The sequence below is a fragment of the Fibrobacter intestinalis genome, assembly GCF_900167415.1.
GTDB lineage: Bacteria > Fibrobacterota > Fibrobacteria > Fibrobacterales > Fibrobacteraceae > Hallerella > Hallerella intestinalis.
The window spans coordinates 1-21,146 of sequence record NZ_FUWU01000019.1; the positions used below are offsets into that span (position 1 = coordinate 1).

At 48.7% G+C, this 21,146-nt stretch carries 26 protein-coding genes and 1 pseudogene; 15 read left to right on the forward strand and 12 right to left on the reverse strand.

What is annotated here, in order from left to right; translation table 11 throughout:
* A pseudogene (locus tag B5D40_RS06620) lies at positions 1–465 on the forward strand (hypothetical protein); the annotation flags it as partial.
* Positions 466–740: 275 nt separating this feature from the next.
* Here B5D40_RS06620 and B5D40_RS06625 read toward each other — a convergent pair.
* Positions 741–1,505 carry a methylenetetrahydrofolate reductase gene (locus tag B5D40_RS06625; protein WP_158222107.1) on the reverse strand — a complete coding sequence of 255 codons (765 nt, stop codon included), beginning with the start codon at positions 1,503–1,505 and terminating at the stop codon, positions 741–743.
* A 551-nt stretch (positions 1,506–2,056) separates the two neighbouring features.
* On the opposite strand from B5D40_RS06625, the gene B5D40_RS06635 reads away from it, so the two are divergent.
* From B5D40_RS06635 to ccsA, 7 genes are all read left to right on the forward strand, one after another.
* The gene (locus B5D40_RS06635) at positions 2,057–2,287 is read left to right on the forward strand and encodes a hypothetical protein (RefSeq protein ID WP_078776285.1); all 231 of its coding nucleotides are present in this window, start codon (positions 2,057–2,059) and stop codon (positions 2,285–2,287) included.
* Between the two features lie 141 nt (positions 2,288–2,428).
* A complete protein-coding gene (locus tag B5D40_RS06640; RefSeq protein WP_078776286.1) occupies positions 2,429–3,283 on the forward strand; it encodes a metal ABC transporter solute-binding protein, Zn/Mn family in 855 nt (284 codons plus the stop codon).
* Complete coding sequence (locus tag B5D40_RS06645; RefSeq protein WP_073302170.1) at positions 3,280–4,035, forward strand: metal ABC transporter ATP-binding protein; 756 nt, start codon at positions 3,280–3,282, stop codon at positions 4,033–4,035. The genes B5D40_RS06640 and B5D40_RS06645 overlap by 4 nt, the downstream gene beginning before the upstream one ends.
* Before the next feature lie 139 nt (positions 4,036–4,174).
* Positions 4,175–5,791 (forward strand): phosphohexomutase domain-containing protein, encoded by a 1,617-nt coding sequence (locus B5D40_RS06650; RefSeq protein ID WP_073302168.1) that lies wholly within the window; start codon positions 4,175–4,177, stop codon positions 5,789–5,791.
* A gap of 82 nt (positions 5,792–5,873) precedes the next feature.
* Positions 5,874–6,830, forward strand: a complete 957-nt coding sequence (locus B5D40_RS06655) for a hypothetical protein (RefSeq protein ID WP_143394400.1) — start codon at positions 5,874–5,876, stop codon at positions 6,828–6,830.
* 116 nt (positions 6,831–6,946) lie between these two features.
* Positions 6,947–7,621 carry a hypothetical protein gene (locus B5D40_RS06660; protein WP_143394399.1) on the forward strand — a complete coding sequence of 225 codons (675 nt, stop codon included), beginning with the start codon at positions 6,947–6,949 and terminating at the stop codon, positions 7,619–7,621.
* A complete protein-coding gene (gene ccsA, locus B5D40_RS06665) occupies positions 7,618–9,015 on the forward strand; it encodes a cytochrome c biogenesis protein CcsA (protein ID WP_078776289.1) in 1,398 nt (465 codons plus the stop codon). The genes B5D40_RS06660 and ccsA overlap by 4 nt, the downstream gene beginning before the upstream one ends.
* Here ccsA and B5D40_RS06670 read toward each other — a convergent pair.
* The gene (locus B5D40_RS06670) at positions 9,003–9,779 is read right to left on the reverse strand and encodes a TatD family hydrolase (RefSeq protein ID WP_078776290.1); all 777 of its coding nucleotides are present in this window, start codon (positions 9,777–9,779) and stop codon (positions 9,003–9,005) included. The genes ccsA and B5D40_RS06670 overlap by 13 nt on opposite strands.
* Entirely contained in the window at positions 9,776–10,246 is a 471-nt protein-coding gene (gene greA, locus B5D40_RS06675) for a transcription elongation factor GreA (RefSeq protein WP_078776291.1), read from the reverse strand. The genes B5D40_RS06670 and greA overlap by 4 nt, the downstream gene beginning before the upstream one ends.
* A gap of 140 nt (positions 10,247–10,386) precedes the next feature.
* Between greA and B5D40_RS06680 the strand changes: the two genes are divergently transcribed.
* The gene (locus B5D40_RS06680; protein ID WP_143159288.1) at positions 10,387–11,244 is read left to right on the forward strand and encodes an ABC transporter ATP-binding protein; all 858 of its coding nucleotides are present in this window, start codon (positions 10,387–10,389) and stop codon (positions 11,242–11,244) included.
* Entirely contained in the window at positions 11,205–11,885 is a 681-nt protein-coding gene (locus B5D40_RS06685) for an ABC transporter permease subunit (protein WP_078776292.1), read from the forward strand. Before B5D40_RS06680 ends, B5D40_RS06685 begins: the two co-directional genes overlap by 40 nt.
* Before the next feature lie 8 nt (positions 11,886–11,893).
* Here B5D40_RS06685 and larE read toward each other — a convergent pair whose 3' ends face one another.
* From larE to B5D40_RS06725, 9 genes are read right to left on the reverse strand one after another with little or no spacing between them, the layout of a single operon-like run.
* Positions 11,894–12,721 carry an ATP-dependent sacrificial sulfur transferase LarE gene (larE, locus tag B5D40_RS06690; RefSeq protein ID WP_078776293.1) on the reverse strand — a complete coding sequence of 276 codons (828 nt, stop codon included), beginning with the start codon at positions 12,719–12,721 and terminating at the stop codon, positions 11,894–11,896.
* Positions 12,722–12,741: 20 nt separating this feature from the next.
* Positions 12,742–14,040, reverse strand: a complete 1,299-nt coding sequence (larC, locus tag B5D40_RS06695) for a nickel pincer cofactor biosynthesis protein LarC (RefSeq protein ID WP_078776294.1) — start codon at positions 14,038–14,040, stop codon at positions 12,742–12,744.
* A 28-nt stretch (positions 14,041–14,068) separates the two neighbouring features.
* Positions 14,069–14,455: a nickel pincer cofactor biosynthesis protein LarB gene (gene larB / locus B5D40_RS15900; RefSeq protein WP_198951014.1), complete on the reverse strand. Its 387-nt coding sequence runs from the start codon at positions 14,453–14,455 to the stop codon at positions 14,069–14,071.
* Positions 14,382–14,747: a hypothetical protein gene (locus B5D40_RS15905; RefSeq protein WP_198951013.1), complete on the reverse strand. Its 366-nt coding sequence runs from the start codon at positions 14,745–14,747 to the stop codon at positions 14,382–14,384. Before B5D40_RS15905 ends, larB begins: the two co-directional genes overlap by 74 nt.
* Complete coding sequence (gene tatC, locus B5D40_RS06705) at positions 14,744–15,598, reverse strand: twin-arginine translocase subunit TatC (RefSeq protein ID WP_078776295.1); 855 nt, start codon at positions 15,596–15,598, stop codon at positions 14,744–14,746. The genes B5D40_RS15905 and tatC overlap by 4 nt, the downstream gene beginning before the upstream one ends.
* Positions 15,599–15,618: 20 nt before the next feature.
* The gene (gene tatA / locus B5D40_RS06710; protein WP_078776296.1) at positions 15,619–15,861 is read right to left on the reverse strand and encodes a twin-arginine translocase TatA/TatE family subunit; all 243 of its coding nucleotides are present in this window, start codon (positions 15,859–15,861) and stop codon (positions 15,619–15,621) included.
* A gap of 12 nt (positions 15,862–15,873) precedes the next feature.
* On the reverse strand, positions 15,874–16,857 hold the full coding sequence (locus B5D40_RS06715) for a DUF362 domain-containing protein (protein ID WP_078776297.1): 984 nt from the start codon (positions 16,855–16,857) through the stop codon (positions 15,874–15,876).
* A 25-nt stretch (positions 16,858–16,882) separates the two neighbouring features.
* Positions 16,883–17,179, reverse strand: a complete 297-nt coding sequence (locus tag B5D40_RS06720; protein ID WP_078776298.1) for a hypothetical protein — start codon at positions 17,177–17,179, stop codon at positions 16,883–16,885.
* 1 nt (position 17,180) lies between these two features.
* The gene (locus B5D40_RS06725; protein WP_078776299.1) at positions 17,181–17,600 is read right to left on the reverse strand and encodes a hypothetical protein; all 420 of its coding nucleotides are present in this window, start codon (positions 17,598–17,600) and stop codon (positions 17,181–17,183) included.
* Positions 17,601–17,792: 192 nt separating this feature from the next.
* On the opposite strand from B5D40_RS06725, the gene B5D40_RS06730 reads away from it, so the two are divergent.
* From B5D40_RS06730 to B5D40_RS06750, 5 genes are all read left to right on the forward strand, one after another.
* Positions 17,793–18,278: a MerR family transcriptional regulator gene (locus B5D40_RS06730; RefSeq protein WP_078776300.1), complete on the forward strand. Its 486-nt coding sequence runs from the start codon at positions 17,793–17,795 to the stop codon at positions 18,276–18,278.
* Between the two features lie 172 nt (positions 18,279–18,450).
* Complete coding sequence (locus B5D40_RS06735; RefSeq protein WP_078776324.1) at positions 18,451–19,227, forward strand: amino acid ABC transporter substrate-binding protein; 777 nt, start codon at positions 18,451–18,453, stop codon at positions 19,225–19,227.
* 8 nt (positions 19,228–19,235) lie between these two features.
* A complete protein-coding gene (locus B5D40_RS06740; RefSeq protein ID WP_073302136.1) occupies positions 19,236–19,895 on the forward strand; it encodes an amino acid ABC transporter permease in 660 nt (219 codons plus the stop codon).
* A gap of 29 nt (positions 19,896–19,924) precedes the next feature.
* Positions 19,925–20,701 (forward strand): amino acid ABC transporter ATP-binding protein, encoded by a 777-nt coding sequence (locus tag B5D40_RS06745; RefSeq protein ID WP_369832908.1) that lies wholly within the window; start codon positions 19,925–19,927, stop codon positions 20,699–20,701.
* Between the two features lies 1 nt (position 20,702).
* Positions 20,703–21,134 carry an acyl-CoA thioesterase gene (locus B5D40_RS06750; RefSeq protein ID WP_073302134.1) on the forward strand — a complete coding sequence of 144 codons (432 nt, stop codon included), beginning with the start codon at positions 20,703–20,705 and terminating at the stop codon, positions 21,132–21,134.
* Positions 21,135–21,146 lie beyond the last annotated feature (12 nt).

Sequence of the window (21,146 nt, forward strand, 5' to 3'; positions counted from 1 at the left end):
AACTTCGTGAAGGAGCGCGGCGAGCTGTCCGGTCCCGAATCCCGGGAGGACCTGTGGCTCTACCTCCTCACCCACGCCGGCGAAAGGGGAAACGTCCGGGACTTCGGCGACCCCCTGGCCAGCGGCGCACTGGAACGCATCCGCGTGGGTTCGGCGCAGGACGAACTGTTGAAGGAGCAGGCGAAGGAAATGGTGACTCAGGACGAAATCGATGTGCGCATCGCCGACGGCGTTCTGCGGGGACGCAGGCTGGGGCGCGAGGAAGGACGCGCTGAAGGCCATGCTGCGGGACTTGCGGAAGGGGTTGGCCTAGGCCGTGCAGAAGGTCATGCTGAAGGCTCCCTGTCTGCAAAACGGGAAATCGCCACGGCGATGCTGCGGGAAAAGTTGCTGACCGAAGCCGAGATTGCCAGGTATTCCGGCCTATCCCTTGCGGAAATCGAAAGTCTTAAGAGAACGCTCTAGCTTCGGACCGCGGACTCTGAAGGTAGCCGGGCGAAATTTTCGGGTCTTATGTACAAAATTCCTCTCGAGTTGCTTGGTTCGGGATTAGTGTTCTGCGGCTGAGTCTTGGATGGTGAGCTTGCCGAACCCTGGTTGGCGTCCTTCAATAAACTCAGGGACCGTTGGTCGAACTAACCACTTCGTCAAAATTATTTTCCGACGAGAGCGGTCGCTTTGTTTTCGAATAAAGCTTTGACTTTGACAATGCCGTAGTGCGTTTAGATTGCGTTTTCTCTTTACGCTTCGAAAATATCCCGCAGATACGCGAGAGCTCCATTGGCGACCGGCATCAAGTAGGCGCGCTGCTGCGTTTCGGAAATCGTCACCAGAAGTTGGCGGGCAAGCCTCGTGTTAAAGTCCCTGTCGAAACTGAAATTCGGCGGGAAAACGACTTTATTCACGCGTTCCCAGTAATTCTGGCTGCGTTCCGTATAGACGGGCGCAATGCCGAACCAGATTTCGGCATCCGGCAATTGTTCCAGCCAGAGTTCCAGCATGCCAACGGAAAAAAACGGCTGCGTAAAAAATCCGTCGCTTCCCGCATCCCGCTTGGCTCGGGCGTAGTCGAGTTCTTCGCGGAACGAAGAGCGGTAGGGGTCCAGCCCCGTATAGATTTTGAGCTGGGGAAATTCCCGTTTGACCGCTTGAATCGCCTGAAGCGTGGTGAGTCCGGAAGGGACGAAATCCGGGGATTCTTTGGGCGGATCGCCGCCGATAAGCAGAACTTGGGATAGTCCCGCTTCCACTAGGACGGCAATTTTTTGCAGCAGATCTTTTTCGCTTCTATCGATGAGCCGAAAATGCGGAGTCGTCACCAGGCCAGATTCCAGAAGGCGCTTCGAAGGTTCAAACGATTTGATGGGCAGGCGTCGGATTTCAGGAATGTTGATGGACGTTACGAACGGAAACGAGGAAAGGGACTCTCTGGCTTCGGCAAGGACGCCGTCGAGCGTGCGCGGAACCAATTCTAAAGCGATGTTTTTGGGTTTTCTGAAGCTCATGCGAATAATATAGCAAGATTTTTTGTTAAAGCGATGCGTAAATGCGAATTTTTGCATAAATATAGATTGATTAAGAAAGGAAAAGTTTATCGTTCGATTCTCGGAAAGATGGAAGTTGGGGCTTCAAATCTTCGTTTTTCCAAGCTTTTCAAAGTCTAGCGGCGAGAACAGAAAAAATCCTTTAAAGATATGCTCCCTGATTTCCGCGTAGAAACATGACGTTGAAGAGAAAACTTGCGAATTTTACCGCATCCTCAACGCCGCAGTAAACAGCAAGCATCGCCCTTTTGCTCAAAAACAGCCCTTCCCCAAGCTGCGGAGAAGATTCAGCGGCCATCGATTGTAAAAGCCGCAAGGCGTGTACAGCTTGAGCGCCAGCCGCCGACCGGAACTATCCACTTCGCGGGCACGGAAATGAACCAGTTCACGAGCGTTTTACCCTGCTCCTCCTTTCGAGTCCGCCAATGTGTTTCAAACAGCGTTCCATGAAGTACCGGTAGAACTTCTTCGCTATTGTTTGTCATGACAAGGAATGCGGTGTTTTCGTAAAGATGCGAGAAGGGCATGTGCGTCCAGCCGAAGTCGTTCGTGACAATGGCGCGATAGATGTGTTCGCCGTTGAAAAGGTCGTCGTTTCACCGCGTGCGCTGCATTACGAGGTGCAGCGTCTTGACAACCCGTTCTTGGAAAATGCGTTGAAGATGTCTGCGAGGTCGTCGAATGCCGTGAAATGGTCGTTCTTTGTTTCTATATTGACCATTGTCGTTTTGATTTTAAGTTGATTTTTTTGTGCAATCGCCGATTTAGATGGAAAACGCCCCCTCCGAAACGCTTTATTTTACTGGACTCGAACTGATTTTCGACAATGCGGAAACTAGAGCGACGGCAATTTTATATATTGTTGCATCCGAGGAAATTTTTTCATGCTGCGTTTTTTTATCCTTGTCGTTTTTGCTCTTTTGGAAGTCGCTGCGGCTCCGGCGATCACGGTTTCCGTTACGCTGGCTCCGTATGCAAAAATGGTGCGAAAAATTGCCGGGGATCGCGTGGATGTCGTTACCCTCGTCCCCGCCAATGCGAATCCGCACTCTTTTGAACCCAAACCGGACGCGCTAAAAAAGTTCGCTTCCGCTTCGATTTATTTTTCGGATGGCTCCGGTTTGGACGAAGCCTGGCGTCCGCGTTTTTTAAGCGTGAATTCCAAAGTCCGGGTGGCGAACCTTTCCGAAGGGATTTCTTTTATTTCGGAACCTGAAGAACACGGGCATCGGCACGGGGATGATCATGAACTCGATCCGCATTTATGGAATTCGCCACGGCAAGTGATTTTGGTTGCGTCCAATATCTGCAAGGTCCTTTCGGAAGCGGATGCGGCGTCGGCGGAATTTTACCGGACTAATCTGGAAAATTTTTCTCGCGAACTTTCGGCTCTGGACGTCCGCTTTACGGAAGCGGTGCGTAGTCTGCCGGAGGAACGTCGGACGTTTATCGTTTTTCATCCTTCTTATGGATATTTGGCGCGGGATTACGGATTGAAACAAATTGCCGTGGAAATGGACGGCAAAGAACCGAAACCGCAGGATTTGCAGCGCCTGATCCAGACGGCAAAGGCGAACCGTGCAAAAATCGTTTTTGTGCAGCCGCAATTCAGCCGCCGGGCCGCAGAATCCTTGTCGCGGGAAATCGGGGCGAAAATCGTATCGATAGATCCGCTGGCCTACGATTTTAACGAAAATCTGCTTTTGTTTTTGAAAACGCTTGCGGGAGATGGAAAATGAATCTTTTCCCGGCGATAGAAATTCGGGACGTGAGCTTTTCTTATGGCAAAACGCCGGTTCTTTCCCATGTGAACATGAGCGTTCGTGCCGGCGATTTTCTCGCGATTATCGGTCCGAACGGCGGCGGCAAAAGTACATTGATGAAATTGATTGTCGGGCTTTTGAATCCGTCGGCGGGAAGTGTCCGGCTTTTCGGAGAAAAGGTTCCGACAAAAAAGATCTCGGTCGGCTATGTCCCGCAAAATACGAACGGCAATCTGGAGTTCCCAATAACGGTCGAGGAAACGGTGGCGACGGGGCTTCTCCGTTACAAGTCCCATTCGGACCAGGTGAGACAGGCTCTGGAAACCGTCAAAATGGAGTCTTTTGCTGAAAGGCGGCTGGGGGAGCTTTCCGGCGGGGAACGTCAGCGGGTGCTGATTGCGCGGGCCCTTGCGTCCAATCCGCAGATTCTTTTTTTGGATGAACCTTCCAGCAATATCGACGCCAAGGGCCAAGAGGATTTATACGGGCTGCTGGCACAACTGAATCAAAGGATGACGATTATCATTGTCAGTCACGATTTGATGGTGCTATCCAGCCATGTCAAGAGCGTCGCCTGCGTGAACCGGGACGTGCATTTTCATTCCGGATCGCAGATAACGCCGGAGATGGTGCAGGGAATGTATGGCTGTGAAGTCGATTTGATAGCGCATGGAGTGCCGCATCGGGTTTTGGGTTCGCACGACCATCTTCACGGTGGCTGCGCGTAAAAATCCGGGCGTTTTGATTCAGAAGTGTGCCCGTAAAATGGACAGCATAAACGGTTCGGCCTCCCATTTTGCTTTTGCTGTCCGGAATTTTTGAAATTTATTAAATTATACAGGTCAAATTTATCCAATAGGAATACGAATGGAAACTGCTGCACAACTTTGGAAAAAAATCCAATCTCCCGATTTTAAATCGGCTAACGACATGAATCTGGTAGAAAGCGTGAAAAAAATCGCGCTTGCCAGTGAAACGCCTTGCACGGTCAGTTTTGGGACTTCCGGCTTTCGCGGAGAAATCGGAACGGAATTTACCCTGCGCACGGTGGAAGTGATCGCTTCGGCGATTATCCGCATGTATCGGGAAGCGGATGCGGATTTGCTTGCTGCTCTCGGCGTTTCCGGCTTTGAAGAATTGCAGGAACGCGGCATCGTTTTGGGACACGACAACCGTCTTCTCGGCGACGAATTTTGCATGGCGGTAGCGCAGGTCTTTGCCAAAGCGGGCGTCAAGAAAATTTATTACGGCGGCGAAATGGCCACCCCGGAATTTTCGGCGGCGATAGAAATGCTCAAGGCGGCTTGCTCTATCAATATGACCCCGAGCCACAACCCGTCGAATTACGCGGGCATCAAATTCAATCCGGTGGACGGCGGCCCCGCAGGCCCCGAAATCACGAGCGTTATCACTCGGCTTTCCAATGAAATGATGAAGGATTTCCAGCGGGAAGACTTGGAATCCGTCGAAGTCAAGAAAATCGACTCCGTGGCGATTTACAACGAATTCTTGCACAAGCAGGGGACAATCCAGTTTGCTCGAATCCAGAAGCTTTTGGACGAAGGTCGCTTGACTCTGGTCTGCGATCATGTGCACGGCGCTACCCGTGGGCGTCCGAATGCCATTCTCGGCAATCCGCAATGCCTGCTTTGTCTGCGCACCGAGGATGATCCGCTTTTTGGTGGCATCGCACCGGAACCGAGTTCCAAAAATTTGGAAGGCGTCAAGCGTATTTTGGATCAGAGCAAGAGCTGGTATCGGCTGGGTTGCATTTTTGATCCGGATGGCGACCGCGTGCGTTTCTACGACGGTTCCCGTGAAATTGACATGAACCGTTTTGGCGCGATTGCATTCCACTATATGGTGACGTGGCGCAAGGAAAAGGGCGTTGTCGCCAAGTCCGTGGCGACTTCCAATTTTGTGAATGTCATCGCGAACAAGTTGGGCGTTCCCGTGATGGAAACTCCCGTGGGATTCAAAAATTTCCGTCCCTGGCTTTCTCGCTCGGCGAATCCGAAAGGACTTATCGCATTCGAAGAATCGGATGGCATCTCGGGATTGAACAACACCCTTGAAAAGGATGCGCAGTTCGGCCTTTTGCTCGCCCTTGAAATCATGGCGACGACGGGCAAAAACCTCGGGGAATACCTGGACGATTTGTATAAGGAGTTCGGTAAATTCTATCCGAGCCGTGCCGGTTTTGAAGTGGACAAATCGCTAGTCGGCGCTCCGCTTGCTGCACAGGTAATGGCTGTTGCGGATAAGGCCAAGGCTGGGGCCCAGGTCAAGGTAGGTGACAAAGAAAAGACGGTGCGCGAACTCTTGACCGTGGATGGCGTCAAAATCATCTTCGAGGACGATTCCTGGATGCTCATTCGCCCGTCTGGAACGGAACCGAAAGTTCGTATTTATACGGAATGCCGAGAGGAAACGGAAAAGGACGCCATGTTCGAAGCCGCAAAATCTTTGTTCTTTAACAAATAAGGGATATGGGCGCTATCGGAAAAGAGGGATGAAGTTCTTGATTTTCGGATGGTGCTTGAATTTCAAGATTGAGGAGTTGAAAATGCTGAGAAAACTATCGATGTTTCTTGTGCTTTGCGTGACGGCATTGTCCTTTGCGCAAATAAAACCGTCATTCCAGGCCTTTAATGCCGATTACTTGGTTCTGGACGAAGCGGTGAACGGCTATCACCAGTTTAAAATCCGCGTCGACTATGCGCCATGGGCTTTTGTCGCCGAAGGAAAGGTAAAAGCTCCGCAAGGAGACGTCGATTTGCTTTTCAACAGCATGGACAACGACCAGTTGTATATTGAAGTCGCTTATGCGGAGGCTCCCGTGGGGGCGTCCGACGGTTTGGAATACCAGGCGGGAATTTACGACGTGATGATTTTCTATTCCGACGGCACGGACGAATTCGACACGAAAATCAAGGATTTGAAAGTTTCGCTTTTGCCGCCTATTGCCGGGGATTCCTGGGCGACGGGTTCTTTGGCGGATGCGCAAGGCCGTCGTGGTGCTCCGGGCAGCGTTTTTAAGGATCCCGCTAATTCTGATGCAATTTTCAAGGCTTCAGCCCGCCCCCTTTCTAAGGCTCAGGCTCAGGCCGCTCGCAAGGCGGCCCTTGAAAAGAAAAAGAATGCCGCCAAAGCGCGCCGGGATTCCATTGCTGCCGCAGAAGCTGAAGCGGCACGAGCTGCTGAAGCTGCAGCCGCCGCGAAAGCCGTCAAAAAGAAGCAAGCGCAGCAAACCCCGCCGGTCGTCGAAGCTGCAGAAGATTCCGTGCCGACAAAGACTGTCAAGCGTAGGATTATCCGGAAAAAGGTCAAGAAGGTCAAAGCGGAACCTGTGGAAGAGTCCGAAGAGGAACTTTCTCCGCGGGAACGCAAGCGCCAGGCGATGCAGGCCCAGCAAAGCGCTCCGAAAGCGACGGCAACGCCAGCTTCCACTTCGTCGGATCCTTGCGACCAGCCGGGAATGACGCCCCTTCAAAAGAAGCGTTGCCGGGTGAACAATAAATAATTCGACGGAAAATGGATAACGGCGGTTCTTTCGAGAATCGCTGTTTTTTTGTGGAGTGGCTTTTTGCGCTGCAACGACGCAGGAAATGTACTTTCAAAAAGAGCTAAATTTAATCCGTGAAAGTATTGTATCGAAGCGTCCGGGTTCTGGGTTCTTTGCCGGTGGGAATCTTTTTATTGGCCTCCCTTTTTGTCCTGTCGTTCTGGGGAATTCTTTTTGATGCGCAGATGGGTGTGGATTTGGGGACGGAACGCTTTTTCAATAGCTGGATTTTTTTTGCCGCAGGCATTTTTCCTTTGCCGGCTTTGAAAACCTGGGCAGTCCTTTTTGGGGTGAATATCACTTGTTCTTTGCTCTTCCGAATGCCGCACACTTCCAAAAAGTGGGGAGTTTTGCTCTCGCACATTGCGCTTCTTGTGCTGATAGCGGGAAGTTTCGCCGCTTCTTGTACCCGGGAATCTTTTACCGCATTGGGTTTTGCCGGGAGTCGCATTGTATTGAACGAAGAGCGGGCGGATGGTTTTCAGATTTTGGCGGTGGATTCCAACGGTTGCTCGATAATTTCCCTTTCCCATGGGGACACGCTTCGCGTTGCCTACAACCAACCGCAAAACATAGGCGCTTACCGGCTTTATTTTGAAGAGTCGTTGTGGCTTTCCGCAGAAAAAGGAATCGCCCGTCTGCACGTAAAGCGGGATCCGTTTGGCTTTGTACCGTATTTATTTTCCGTCCTGCTGATTGTCGGACTTTTGGGAACTCTACTGCCGCTTTGGAGAAATCGCCGCTTATGATTCGCATTCTGATGGGGATACTCTTTTTGTTGCCGGTTTTGGCCGGTGCTTGGAATTTAACGGAAAAGAAAATCCCCGACTGGATCCGATTTGAATCTAGGATTCGCCCTCGCCAATCGTTCGAAATCCTTTTGGCGGAGCGTTTGTGTGAAAAAACGAAATGCGACGGTTTTTCCGCCGCGGAAATTTTGCAGAAAATTTGGAATGGAACTGCGGATTCGCTGGAAGTTTTTCGCATTAGCCGTTCGACGGCGGTGGAAATTCTGCATTTGCCGCAGAACCGCAGAACATTTCGGCGTTCAGAATTTGAAAATGCTCGGCCTTTGCTTCGGCAATATGCGGAACGCGAGGACTCTCATCCTTTAACGCGGGAATTCATCCGTTTAAATTCGGTGCTGGATTTGTACGATTCCATCCAGTCGGATTTTCTTGTGCATCGGGCTGTGCCTGAGGAGTCGCTATCATCGGAGGAATTGAGAAAATTGCAGGCGGAAGCTTTTTATCTGTCCATTGATCCCATGTTTTTTATTTGGATTCTTTCCTGTTGCGCGTTTTGCCTTGCGGCTTTGGGAAACCGGTCTCGGCGAGCTTTTCGGGCAGGCTGGATCTTAGAAGTTCTGCTCGCTTTCGGAATTTTTACGGTATTTGTTTGGCGGGGAATTTGCGAAGGGCGCTTGCCGTTTGCATCGCTTTATGAAATGGTGATGACGGTGGCTTTTGGCATTGCGGCTCTCACGGGAATTGTTGCGCCAAAAACGAAGATGTCGGGAGTTTTGCTGGGGGGCGCGGGAACCGTATTTTTGCTGGTGACGCTTCTTCGATTGGCGTTTCCGGTCAGCGGCGCATTTGAACCGGTTTCCCTGCTTTTGAATTCGCCGTTTTGGCTATCCTTGCACGTTCTGACGATTGCTTTTGGCTTTTGCGCGCTGATTTTTTCGAGTGTTGCCGCCCATATTTCTTTGTGGCTTGGCGTTTTTAGAAAGGCACCGTCCGAATCGCTTCGTTCCATTTTGCGGGCGACTCTTCGGATTGGCTTTGTCTTTTCTGCCTTGGGGACGGTTTTGGGCGGATTTTGGGCGGATATCGCATGGGGGCGTTTTTGGGGCTGGGATCCCAAGGAATGCGCCGCTTTATTGGTGCTGCTTTGGACGTTGATTCTTTTGCATCTGGAACACGGAAATTGGATTTCTGCAAAAACTTGGGATGCTTTGTCCGCTTTTTTGCTGGTCGTTATTGCGTTCTGTCTTTTTGGCGTAAACCTCTTGGGTGTCGGTCTCCACAGTTACGGTTATTCTCCCAGCGTCTTTTTCGCTTTTAGCGCTTTTTCCATTTTAGATTCGTTGCTGATTGGCTTTGCGTATTTTTTGTCGCGCAAGAACTGTCAGATTCCGTAGCAATCTCGGGTGTTTTGGCGAACCTGCTTCATCAATTCTTCAAAAGGGATGTTTTTTACCTGGGCGAGAACTTCGCCGATTTGGGGAATCATGCCTGCGTGACTTGGCTTGCCCCGAAAAGGAACGGGAGCCAGGTAAGGTGAATCCGTTTCGAGCAGCAATCGATTCAGAGGAACGCGGCTTGCGGCTTCTCGGACGGATTCGGCGTTTTTAAACGTGAGAATTCCGGTGAAGCCGACGTAAACGCGGCAAGGCAACTGAAGGGCCGCTTCTACGAAACGGCAACTCGCCGTGCAACTGTGAATATGGAGAGTCGCATTTTGCAGATTGGCGTGTCGAAGAACATTTAGAGAATCGTCGTCGGCTTCGCGCAAGTGCAAAACAAAAACTTTATGAAAGGGCAAGCCGATTTCCAATTGGCGCTCAAAAACTTCTCGTTGTTTTTTTCGGGATGCTGTTTCATAGTGGTAGTCGAATCCGATTTCGCCAATGCCGACGGTTTTAGGAGAAGCCCAAAGTCGCATGAGGCATTCTTCGGTTTCGGCGTCATAAGAGTCGGCATTTTGCGGATGAATGCCAAAAGCGGTATAAACGTTCGGGTACAAACGGGAAATTTTTTCGGCGTAGTCGAATCCGGATTTTTCGCAGGCGACGTGGAGAATCGCATCGGGTTTGGGAGAAACCGTATTCCACCAGGAATCTAAATCGATTCCGGATTTTTCGGTGAAGGAATCCATATGGCAATGCGAATCGACAAAGTTCATTTGTACGTAATTCCAATGATGGCGTATTCCACTTTTCCGCGTGGAATTTCTATGGTCACGCTGTCGCCCTGTTTTTTACCGATAAGAGCCATGCCAACGGGGGAATTGACGCTGATTCTTCCGGCGATGGGATCGATTTCCTGAACGCCGACAAGGGTGTAAATGCGCTGTCTATTTGTCTTTTTATCTTGGAGGGTTACGGTCGCTCCAAAGCGGATGGATCCGTCGGCAGGAGCGTTCGTCGAAACGACTTTTGCATGGTCGATTATTTTATCGAGTTCGCGCAATCGCCTGTCGATATCCCGCAACCGCATTTTTCCATAAGTGTAGGCGGCGTTTTCGGAGCGGTCGCCTTCAGCAGCGGCGGCTCCTACTTGGCGTTGCATTTCGGGACGTTCTACAAACTTGAGGCGTTTCCACTCTTCCATCAGTTTGTCGAATCCTTCTTGAGAAATAAAATCGGACATACGGCAAATATAGATAAGGCCAGCGATTTTTTGAAAATGCCTTTTTGGAGGTTGCCTTAAAGCGTTCTTATTGGGTGAAAAATAGGGTAGTCCCTTTTGGCGAAACTCTTAAAATTTTCTCGTTTTCTATTATTGAAGCGATGTCCGCCTGTATTCATTTTTCCCATTTGTCTTTCGCTTATTCTAAACAGTCCTCTTTGGCTTTGGACAATGTGGACTTTGCCATTGGAAAAGGGGAATCCTTTGCGCTTTTGGGCCCTAATGGTGCGGGCAAAACAACGCTTTTGCGAATTCTTTGTGGAAGGCTTTCCGCTTTGAATGGATGTGTGAAATTGGATTCGGAAATGCGCCTCCCCAATGGAATGCTGAATTTGGCGAAGTGCGGCATTCTCTTGGAAAATCCCGGCGTTTATCCCCGTCTTTCCATCGAAGAATATCTGCGTTTTTTTGCGGATTTTTACGCTGTTCCCGACTTGAAAACGCGTCTATCCAAACTTGCCGATGCGCTCGGTATTTTGAATCTCTTTCAAAAGATGGGAACTCTTTCGCAGGGGATGCGGCAGAAAGTGCAAATAATGCGCGCGCTTCTTCCTTGTCCATCGCTTTTGCTTCTCGATGAACCTGTGGCGAATCTGGATCCGGAATCGCGAGAAACGGTGTGGGAACTTCTTGCCGATTGGAAAAGGCAAACGAATGGAACCCTTGTTGTGTGTTCGCATATTCTTGCCGAAATGGATAAAGTCGCAACATCCTTTGCCATTTTGGAACGGGGAAAACTTTTGTGTTGCAAAAAAGTCTCGGATTTACAAAATCGGGAAGTGGAAATTCGGGTGCGGATTCCGGAAGGAGAAACGGAAGCGGCATTTTGCGAACACCTCCTTTCCTCGGCAAAAAAGACGATGGGAGAAGTTTTGAATGTGAAAACCGTTCGTCCTTCGCTGGAAAAATTTTATTGGGAATGCGTGGCGTCTTTGAAATCGCAGGGATTGAAAAAATGAAAAATGCGATTCGAATTGCTCGGCATGAAATGCGCCAAATTTTGCGGGAACCGAAATTTCTCATTCCCTTTTTACTGCCGCCCTTATTTTTAATAGGATCTCATCTGTTCTTATTTTCGGAGCAGATGCATTCGGATGTTTTGCCTTATACCATGTTGCTTTGTGCTTTGTTGATTTCTCCGATGGTGGTGCCGCTCGCTTCTGATAGTTTTGCTGGCGAACGGGAACGCAATTCTTTGGAGCTGTTGCAGCTTTTGCCGATTCATCCGCTTAGTATTTTTTGGGGAAAAGTTTTGGCTCTTATTCCGATTCCACTTTTTTTCCTTGTGCTTTCCGAATTCGTTTTTGCGAAAATGCTTGCAGAAAGTTTGTTTGTCTATTTATGGAAAACGCTTTGGATGGGATTTTGTTCGACAAATCTTTTTACCGTCATTGCATTGCTTGTTTCTCTTTATGCGAAAAGCGCACGAGCTGCCAATCAAATTTCTTTACTCTTTTTCTTTATGGCGTTTTTCTTTTTTCAAATGGGTTCCTCCTTTTATTTGACCAACGCATTTGCTCCGCTGTGGCTGGGTTTGCTTACGCTTCTGGCCGATATTCTTATGACATTTTTTGCCGTTCGTCGTTTTCGCAAACTTTGATTTTGACGTTAAGTCGAAAAGCTATTTTCCACATTCATGCTGCCGCTCCGAAATCCTTCCAAATCCAAGGAAACATAAGCGAATCCAGCTTGTTTGCATTCGCGGAGAATCGCCGCTTTGTGCTGAAATAATTTTTCAAAATCTTTAGGAAGCACTTCGATTCTTGCCAACTCGTTGCTATCGCTTCCGTGAATGCGGACTCGGAACTGCTTGAATCCAAGTTGAAAAAGAAATTGTTCGGCGCTGGAAACCATTTCCAGACGGCGCTCCGTAATTTTTTCCCCATAAACAAATCGGGAAGCAAGACAGGCGAAAGAAGGTTTATTCCATGTAGAAAGTCCCAAATCCTTGGAAAGTTCCCGAATGTCCTTTTTGGAAAGTTTCGCCTCTCGCAACGGACTTTCAATGCGAAGTTCTTCAATAGCTTTCAATCCGGGGCGATAGTCTTGCAAATCGTCCACGTTGCTGCCTTCGCAAAGGGCGGATAAAAAGTTGCTGGCGGCAATCCTTTGAAATTCTGAAAAAAGATGACGCTTGCACAAGTAGCATCGATTTTTTGGATTTGCGGCAACGCCTTCCACATGGAGTGCTTTAAAAGGATAAAAGATTTGCCGGATTTTTTCTTTTGTACAAAACGCTTCCGTTTCTAGCCTTTCGCGTTCCGTGAAAAATTCAGACATTGCGGTAATGGCAACCGCTTTTTCACCTAAAACGTCGTGGGCAACTTTCAATAAAAACGTAGAATCCACTCCGCCTGAAAAAGCTACGGCGACACTTTCTTGTTTGCACAGAAAATTTTGCAAAGTCTGCAATTTATTTTGTAATTCCGGAGTCATATCAATGGAAAATTTTCGTTTTAATCGGCGAATCCTTCGGTGAACGAGGCTTCGGCAATGCGACGGGCTTCGTCAAAAATTTCCCGGAAGGTAGCAGCCGGATTTTTTTGTTGGGCTTCACAGACGCTTTCGTATTCCGGATAAAAGCGGACAATGTCTTTCCAACTGCATTTTTTGACTTGAAGGATTCCGTATTTTGTAGGAACCTCCTGAATTTTCCGTTCCATGCAGATTCGCCGGGCGGCGTATTGCCGAACGCCGATGGTTGTGGTATAACGCAAAATGGCATCGGCGACGTTTTCCCCTTTTTCCCCTTCGGGAACGATGGCTTTCAACAAAACTCCCGGACGGTTCTTTTTCATTTGGCAGGGAATAAAATTCACATCGGCAGCTCCAGCAGTAAATAATTTTTCCATGGCAAATCCCAATTCTTCTGGGGTGGAATCGTCGATGTTCGCTTCTAAAATCTGGATGGATTTTTCTTTTGCATTTTTCTTTTCAGAAGAGTTGGCCTCATCATTTAAAATCATAGCCCGCAGAAAATTCGCTTTTCCAAAATCCCGTTTGCCCAGCCCGATGCCGATTTTTTCAATTTGGTAAATTTCGGGAAGGCGTTTTTTTGTACGCAAAGCGGCGACAATGGCGATGCCTGTAGGGGTGACCATTTCTCCTTTGACGCTTGTCTTTTGGAGCGCAATTCCGTAAGTGGCTGCGATGTTTGCCACGGCAGGAACGGGAACCGGGAGCGCACCGTGCTGGGTCAGGACTTCTCCCGAACCTTCGTGCAGCGATTCTACAACGGTATTTTCAACGCCCAAATCATCCATTAAAACGGAGACTGCCAAAATATCCGCAATGGAATCCAGCGCGCCCACTTCGTGGAAATGCACTTCTTCTTTAGAAACGCCATGGGCTTTGGCTTCCGCGTCGGCGATGATTTCAAAAATGCGGTGGGCGAGATTTTTGGCACGAGGTGTCAATTTCGCCTGGTCCACGATTTCAAAAACTTCGGCAAGGTGGCGGTGAGAATGCCCATGATGTCCATGAGATTCGTGGTAGTGATGCTCGTGATTTTCGTGATAAGATTCTTCGTGGTGCTCTGTATGGTCCGCGTCTTTTCCGTGAACGAAAACCTGAAAATCCAATCCGGAAATGCTATAGGAATTTTTCCGTTCAAGAGCGTAATGCAAACCCAGGCTGTGTAAATCGGCGAAAAGGGCGTTCAGTTTTTCCCGACTTCCTCCCAAATCCAAAAGAGCGGCAACTGTCATGTCTCCGCTAATTCCGCTGGCACCTTCCAGATATAAATACTTTGCCATAACATCTCCTAAAAATGGGACTTGAAACTTAATGGTGGGCGATTTGTTTTAAAATGCGGCAGGCTTGGATGGCGGCACCAAATCCGTTGTCGATGTTTACTACGGAAATTCCTTCGGCGCAGGAATTGATCATGGAAAGCAAAGGAACGATTCCTTGTAAGGAGACTCCATAACCTACAGAAGTAGGCACGGCAATAACGGGCGCTTGCACAAGTCCAGCAAGAATTCCCGTCAAGGCTCCTTCCATTCCTGCGATGGCGATAACCACATTTGCCCTGCGAATTTGTTCAATTTTGGACAAAAGTCGATGAAGCCCAGCAACGCCTATGTTAAAGAATTTTTCAACGGTCGCTCCCTGAAATTCGGCAACAGTTGCCGCTTCTTCGGCGATGGGCAAGTCGGCGGTTCCCGGCACAGCAAATGGCGATTTTCCCGGCAAGGGCTTGGGGCTTTCGATTCCTTAAAGAAAGAATTTTTGAAGTGGTGTCGTAGTGCACTTCCGGCATGGCGTTTCGTACAAATTCATACTGTTCCCATGAGCATCGGGCGCCCAAAGCATTGCAGGAATTTTTTTGAAATGCCGAAAAAATCTGGAGCAGCTGTTCCTTCGTTTTTCCAGAGCAAAAAACCGTTTCGTCAAATCCTGTGCGCTCCCGACGAGAAAGATCCAATTTGGCAAATCCCAGTTCCAGATAGTTCTCTTTCATTTTTCACCGCCTTGACGATTGTCCGCTTCTTTTGCTTTTTCACTTTCCTCTATTTTTTTACTGCCGCCGTTAGGCGCAAACACGTCAAACGACGCAATATCCCGAGCGTCCCGCTGCTCTTTCATGGTGGGAGCGTTCCTGTATTTTCGGGCAAAGAACAGCCCCGCTTCAAAAAGCAAATAAGTGGGAGTGCCCAGCATCAGTTGGCTTACAATGTCCGGCGGAGTCAAAAGAGCTGCCAGAATCAAAATCAGGATAATGATAAAGGGACGCTTTTTTTGAACAGATTCGTATGAAAAAAATCCCCAGCGCACCAATGCGTATGTGAGAATGGGAAATTGGAACATAACGCCAAAGGCCAGAGAAAGCCAAATGCCAAGGGTCACGATATTGGAAACGCCGAAAACGGGCTGCAAGGATTCCGTTGAAAAGCTGACTCCGAACTTAAGAATCAGGGGGAAACAAAGAGTCAAGAAAAAGACGACGCCTATTACAAACAAGCTGCTGGAAAGCCAAACCAGTCCCCGCAAAAATTTCCGTTCATCGTCGTATAAAGCCGGAAGGATGAACTTCCAGATTTCCCAAGCGATAAACGGAAAGCAGATGACCACATCCAAAAGGGCGGCAAGTTTCAGCTGCAATAAAAAAACCTTCATGGGCGAAAAGTAATGGAGGGTGGCGTGGGTGTCCACAATAATGCGTTCCGAAAGAAAATCCAAAGCGTAGGGAGCGGCAAAAAACATAGGGATAAAGCCTATTCCCAGTGCAATGAAGCTATGGATAAGCATTTTCCGCAATGCTTCCAGATGAAAAATCAGGCTGCTTTCGTTTGGATTGTCTTGGTCTTGCAAAATTTTTCTTGGGCTTTGGGTTATGCTTCCGAAGATTTTTCTTTTTCGGAAAGGTCAGCCTTTTCTGCTTTTACTGCAGTTTCGCCCGCTTTGTCAATGGTCTTTTCCAAATCGGCGGCTTCCTTTTCCAGCGATTCCTTTGCCTTCTTGTATTCGTATTTGGCTTTGCCCAGAGAGCGGGCAAGTTCAGGAATCCGCTTGCCACCAAAAAGCAGAAGCACCACCACGGCAATCAAGATGATTTCGGGAATTCCGAGAGACATAAAACTCCTTGGTTAAATTTCTATCAAGTTGTAGCGACGGTTGCCCAATTTCAATGCATCGGCAGCTTCCAACTGGTGCAGACCTTCACGGCTTTCAATGCGTTCCTTGATGTCGTGCAATTCGTTGGCGGGCAACTTGTAAAGCAAATCGATGGACGCCTGGTCGATAGCCAAAAGGTCTGTGGAAGCGAGAATCCCGATGTCACGGCAGGTAGGTTCCGCAGCCCGAAGCCCCGCACAGTCGCAATCCACGGACATACGACGCATCACGTTCAAAAATACAATATTCTTTCCGAAATGGTCGCAAGTCGCTTTGGCGCTGTCTGCCATCAGTTCCATAAAGTAAGATTTTCCCGGCCAGGAAACAGTTGAAGCGTCTGCATCCAAGGGGACGCCGTGGACTTCCTTTTTTCCGATTTGTCCGCCGGCGCAACCGATGGCGATGTTTTTCAAGGAGCCGCCGTAACCGCCCATGGCGTGGCCTTTGAAATGAGTCAGCACAATCATGGAATCGTAATTCAGCATGTGCTTTCCCACGTGCAATTCTTTCAGGTGCTTGCCGCCCTTGACAGGAATCGCCGTCTCGCCTTCTTCGTCCATAATATCCACCGGGCTAAAAGTCCAGCCGTTCACTTTTAAAGCTTCCCGATGATCTTCCGTGGTGTAGCGGTCGCCTTTGTAAAGCGTGTTGGTTTCCACAATGGTGCTGTTGGGAACCTGCGCCTGAAACTCCTTTACCCATTCCCGGGGCAAAATGTTCGGGCCGTTCTTTTCGCCGGTGTGGAGTTTAATGGCGACTTTTCCCCGAATTCGGTCCCCTTTGATTTTTTGATAAAGGGCGATGAGGGTTTTTGCGTCCAGTGTTTTAGAAAAATACACGTCGGAAACCGCTTCCGATTTTCCGGCGGCAGCGGCAGGCTTTACGCCCAAAGTTGCAGCTGCAGTTCCGCCAATGGCAACGCCTGCGGATGCTTTCAAAAATTCTCTTCTGTCCATGTTGAATCCTCTTGATTTAAAATTTTTAGGGACGAATGACCCGTTTAGGATCTTTGACGATTAAGTTGGCAAGCCAAATCAAAAGCCCTAGAGCCACGGCGGCAAATCCGAGAACGGCATCGTTCAGCATATCGGAAAGAGCCGGCGTGAAAAATTCAGCCTTTTGCTCGGCGTATTCAAAAGCTGCATCCACAAGCCACATGAGGGAAGCTCCCCAATAGCAATAGCACAATGTGGAAAAACGCCACAGATTTTTCGGAGCGTCCTTATACCAGAGAATACTTGCAAAAATGGCTGCGAATAAAACGACCAGCAGCGTCATATCAGTTTTCCTTTTTCTCTTCAATCGGAAGAGGCTGCAATGCGGCGCGCTTGGCCATAACGCTCTTGAAAGCGATGATTCCCGCCCAGACGGTGGTGACCAACGCCGCCATGGATACGCCGACCGTAGCCATTTCGTGTAACATCACTTGGGTTTCCGCCGCATCTTGCGCCGCCGTCAGGAACGGATACCAAGGTTGGATTTCCCCGTGCCACAGGTGTTCAAAAGCCAGCAAAGCTGAACCGCCCCAAAGTAAATTGGAGAGCAATTTCAATTTTTTATAAAGCGGCTCCTTTGGCGCAAAATCCACTTTTTCAACAGAAAGTTCCTTGGATTCCTTTTGAATCGCCTTTTTTTCCAGAACGTGGGTGGCGATGGTAACGATGGCGGCTTCTGCCGCTGGAACAACAAAACAGGCCATTCAAAACTCCTTATGAAATGAAGAAATCCCATGGTGCGAATTTCAAGTAATAATACACGAGTTAGAGTTGACTTTAAGACAAGCGTTTTTGTTTTCTTTTAGTGTAAAAATAAAATTACGGGACGAAGGGGCCCAGTTTCTTGATTTTGCGCAAATCCAAGGTCTATATTTAAAACGTTTTTAGGAGTTTCTATGCCTTATTCCATCGGTCAGGTCGCACAGAAGACAGGGCTTTCCGCACATACTCTTCGCTATTACGAAAAAGAAGGTTTGCTGCCGTTTGTCAAAAAGACGCATTCCGGCATTCGTACTTATAACGATGAAGATATTGGCTGGCTTTCGATGATCGAATGTCTTAAAATGACGGGAATGTCGCTCAAGGATATTCGCCAATACATTGAATGGTTCAGCGAAGGCGATTCTTCTTTGCCAAATCGGTTGGAACTTTTTCGCAAACGCAAAGCAGACGTTTTAAAGGAAATGGAAACGCTCAAGACGATTCTTGGAAAAGTGGAGTTCAAAATTCGTTTATATGAAGAGGCGGTCAAGTTGGGTTCTCTCGATTTGGCTATGCAATCGCAGACGATACAAAAATTGCGGAAGAAACTTTTTGGAAACCCGCACTTTTTTCCGACGCGGAATGATGACGCAGAAAGGCTTTCGGCGTCTGCGGACTAGCTTCTGTTGTGGATGCCGGAAGTTGCTCGGGGAGGAATCGGAAACGTGAAAATTTCCGTTTTTAGGAATCCCGCTCTGAAAATGGGGCGCAAAATGAAATCGTTTGCGAGTTTTTTGTGGAGGCTTTTTTTCATTTAACTAGATTTTGTGTCAAATTCGAATGGAGATCGTCATGAAAAAATGGATTCCTCTTTTTTGTATTGCATTTGCTCTGCTCGCTTGCCGGGAAACGGAAAAAACAAAAGAATCCGACGCTTTGGAAAAAATCAAAGCTGCCGGCGAACTGGTTCTCGGATTGGACGATTCTTTCCCGCCGATGGGATTTCGCAATACGGAAAATGAAATTGTCGGATTTGACATCGATCTGGCCAAGGAAGTAGCGAGCCGTTTGGGAGTGACTCTTCGCATCCAGCCGATTTCCTGGGATGCCAAGGAACAGGAATTGAATACGGGCAAAATCGATTGCATCTGGAACGGGATGTCCGTCGATTCTTCTCGGGCTGCTGCGATGAGCCTTTCGGCTCCTTACTTGCAAAATCGCATGGTATTTGTGGTCAAGGATTCGGCGATTCAAAAAGTTTCCATGCTCGCCGGCAAAAAAATTGCGGTGCAGAACGGATCGACTGCGCAAAAACTGCTTGAAGCCTCCGATGCGGGCAAGTCGGCCTCGGCGTTGATTCCATTTGATGACAATCTGACGGCGTTGATGGATTTGGAAAAGGGCGGCGTGGAATCGGTATTTCTCGATGAAGTTGTCGCGGACTATCTGATTGCGGCTTATGCGAAATCGCTCCGCGTGCTAGCGGAAGAAGGGATGAATGAAGAAGAATACGCCATCGGTTTTCGCAAAAAGGACTTGAAATTGCGGGATGCCGTGGACAGCGTATTGAATACCATGCGCACGGATGGCACTTTTGCCGAAATTTCCGTAAAGTGGTTTGGCAAATAAATCGGCTTATGTCAGATCTCGCTTCGCTTTTGCCGATTTTGTGGGGCGGATTCCTCACGACTCTCGCCATTTTCGGACTGACCCTGCTCTTTTCGCTTCCCCTGGGATTGCTTGTCGCCGTGCTGAAAATGAGTCGTTTTCGGGCGATACGTTATCCGGTTTCGTTTTACATTTCTTTGATGCGGGGAACGCCGCTTTTATTGCAAATCGTCGCTATTTATTTTGGGTCGTATTATTTGTCGGAATATTCGGGAATGCAACTTTCTTTTGATCGATTTCCGGCGGTCATTGCAGCATTCTCCATCAATTATGCCGCCTATTTTGCCGAAATTTTCCGAGGAGGTATTCAGTCGATTAGCCGTGGACAATATGAAGCGGCGGCGATGCTTGGGCTTTCTCGCAGACAGACCTTTTTCCGAATCATTTTGCCGCAGGTCATCAAGCGGATTGTTCCGGCTAGCGCCAATGAAGTCATCACTCTGGTGAAAGACACTTCGCTGGCTCAAGTCATCGCCGTAACGGAACTTTTTGCGCTGGCGAAAAAGCAGCAGGCCGCTTATGCGAGCATTTTTCCGCTGTTTGTTGCCGGCGTGTTCTACTATTTGGCGAACCTGTTGTTGAGTATGCTCTTTGCCTATATTGAACGCAAATTGAATTATTACAGATGAGGCGCACTGTGGACGATTCTCAAAAAATAATTCCGATTCTGCAAGTCAGGCATTTGAAAAAATCGTTTGGCGAAAACTGTATTTTAAAAGACATTTCCTTTGATTTGAATGCCGGGGAAGTCCTTTCGGTCATCGGGCCTTCGGGTTCGGGAAAAAGCACCCTTTTGCGTTGTTTGACCCAATTGGAAACTTTTGAACGCGGACAAGTTTGTGTAGATGGCCGGAATATGGTTGTTTCGGAAACGGAAAACGCAGGGCGTCTTCGTTATGCGTCGGCGCGGGAATTGCGGGAAATCCGTCTTTTAACGGGCCTGGTTTTTCAGAATTTCAACCTCTTCCCCCACTTGACCGTTTTGCAAAATATCACGCTGGCTCCGGTTCGGGTGCTTGGCCGTAACAGGGCTGCGGCTCGGGAGACCGGAATGGAACTTCTGAAACGGATGGGACTGGAATCCAAGGCGAAGATGTATCCGTACGAACTTTCCGGCGGGCAGCAACAGCGGGTTTCCATTGCTCGCGCTCTAGCGATGAAACCCAAGATTCTGTTTTTCGATGAGCCGACCAGTGCGCTCGATCCGGAGCTGACGGGCGAAGTGCTGAAAATTATCAAGGGGCTTGCCGAAGAACGCATGACGATGGTGATTGTCACGCACGAAATGGCGTTTGCCCGGGATGTGGCGAACCGTGTTCTTTTTATGGACGAGGGCATTATCGTGGAACAGGGGACTCCGCAATTCGTCTTTGGAGAATCCCGAAATGAGCGTTTGCGGGCTTTTCTCGCACGCTTTTCACAAAACGGAGACTGATATGCACGCTGTGATGGAACAGGAATCGCAGTTTGAAGAATACACGAAAACATTTCGCGTCGAAGAATCGATGATAGACAGAAATCACCATTTGAACAATGTTGTCTGCGTCGAATGGATTCAAGACATTGCCGTGGAACATTCGGAAGTGACCGGCGGGACAAAGAAAATGGAAGAACTCGGTTGCGGCTGGATGATTCGGACGCAGCATGTGGAATACAAGGCGCAGGCCTTTTTGAATGACGAAATCGTAGGAACGACGTGGGTGCCGGAGTATTCTAAAATTTCGACAAACCGCTATTCAAAATTCGTTCGCAAATCCGACGGGAAAGAAATTTTTTCGGCGGTAACCACTTGGGTTCTTGTCGATTTGAACCGGGGGCGCCCCATCGCGATTCCCGAAGAGATTAAGTCTTTTTTCCGCAAGAAATAATGCTTTGCGAGT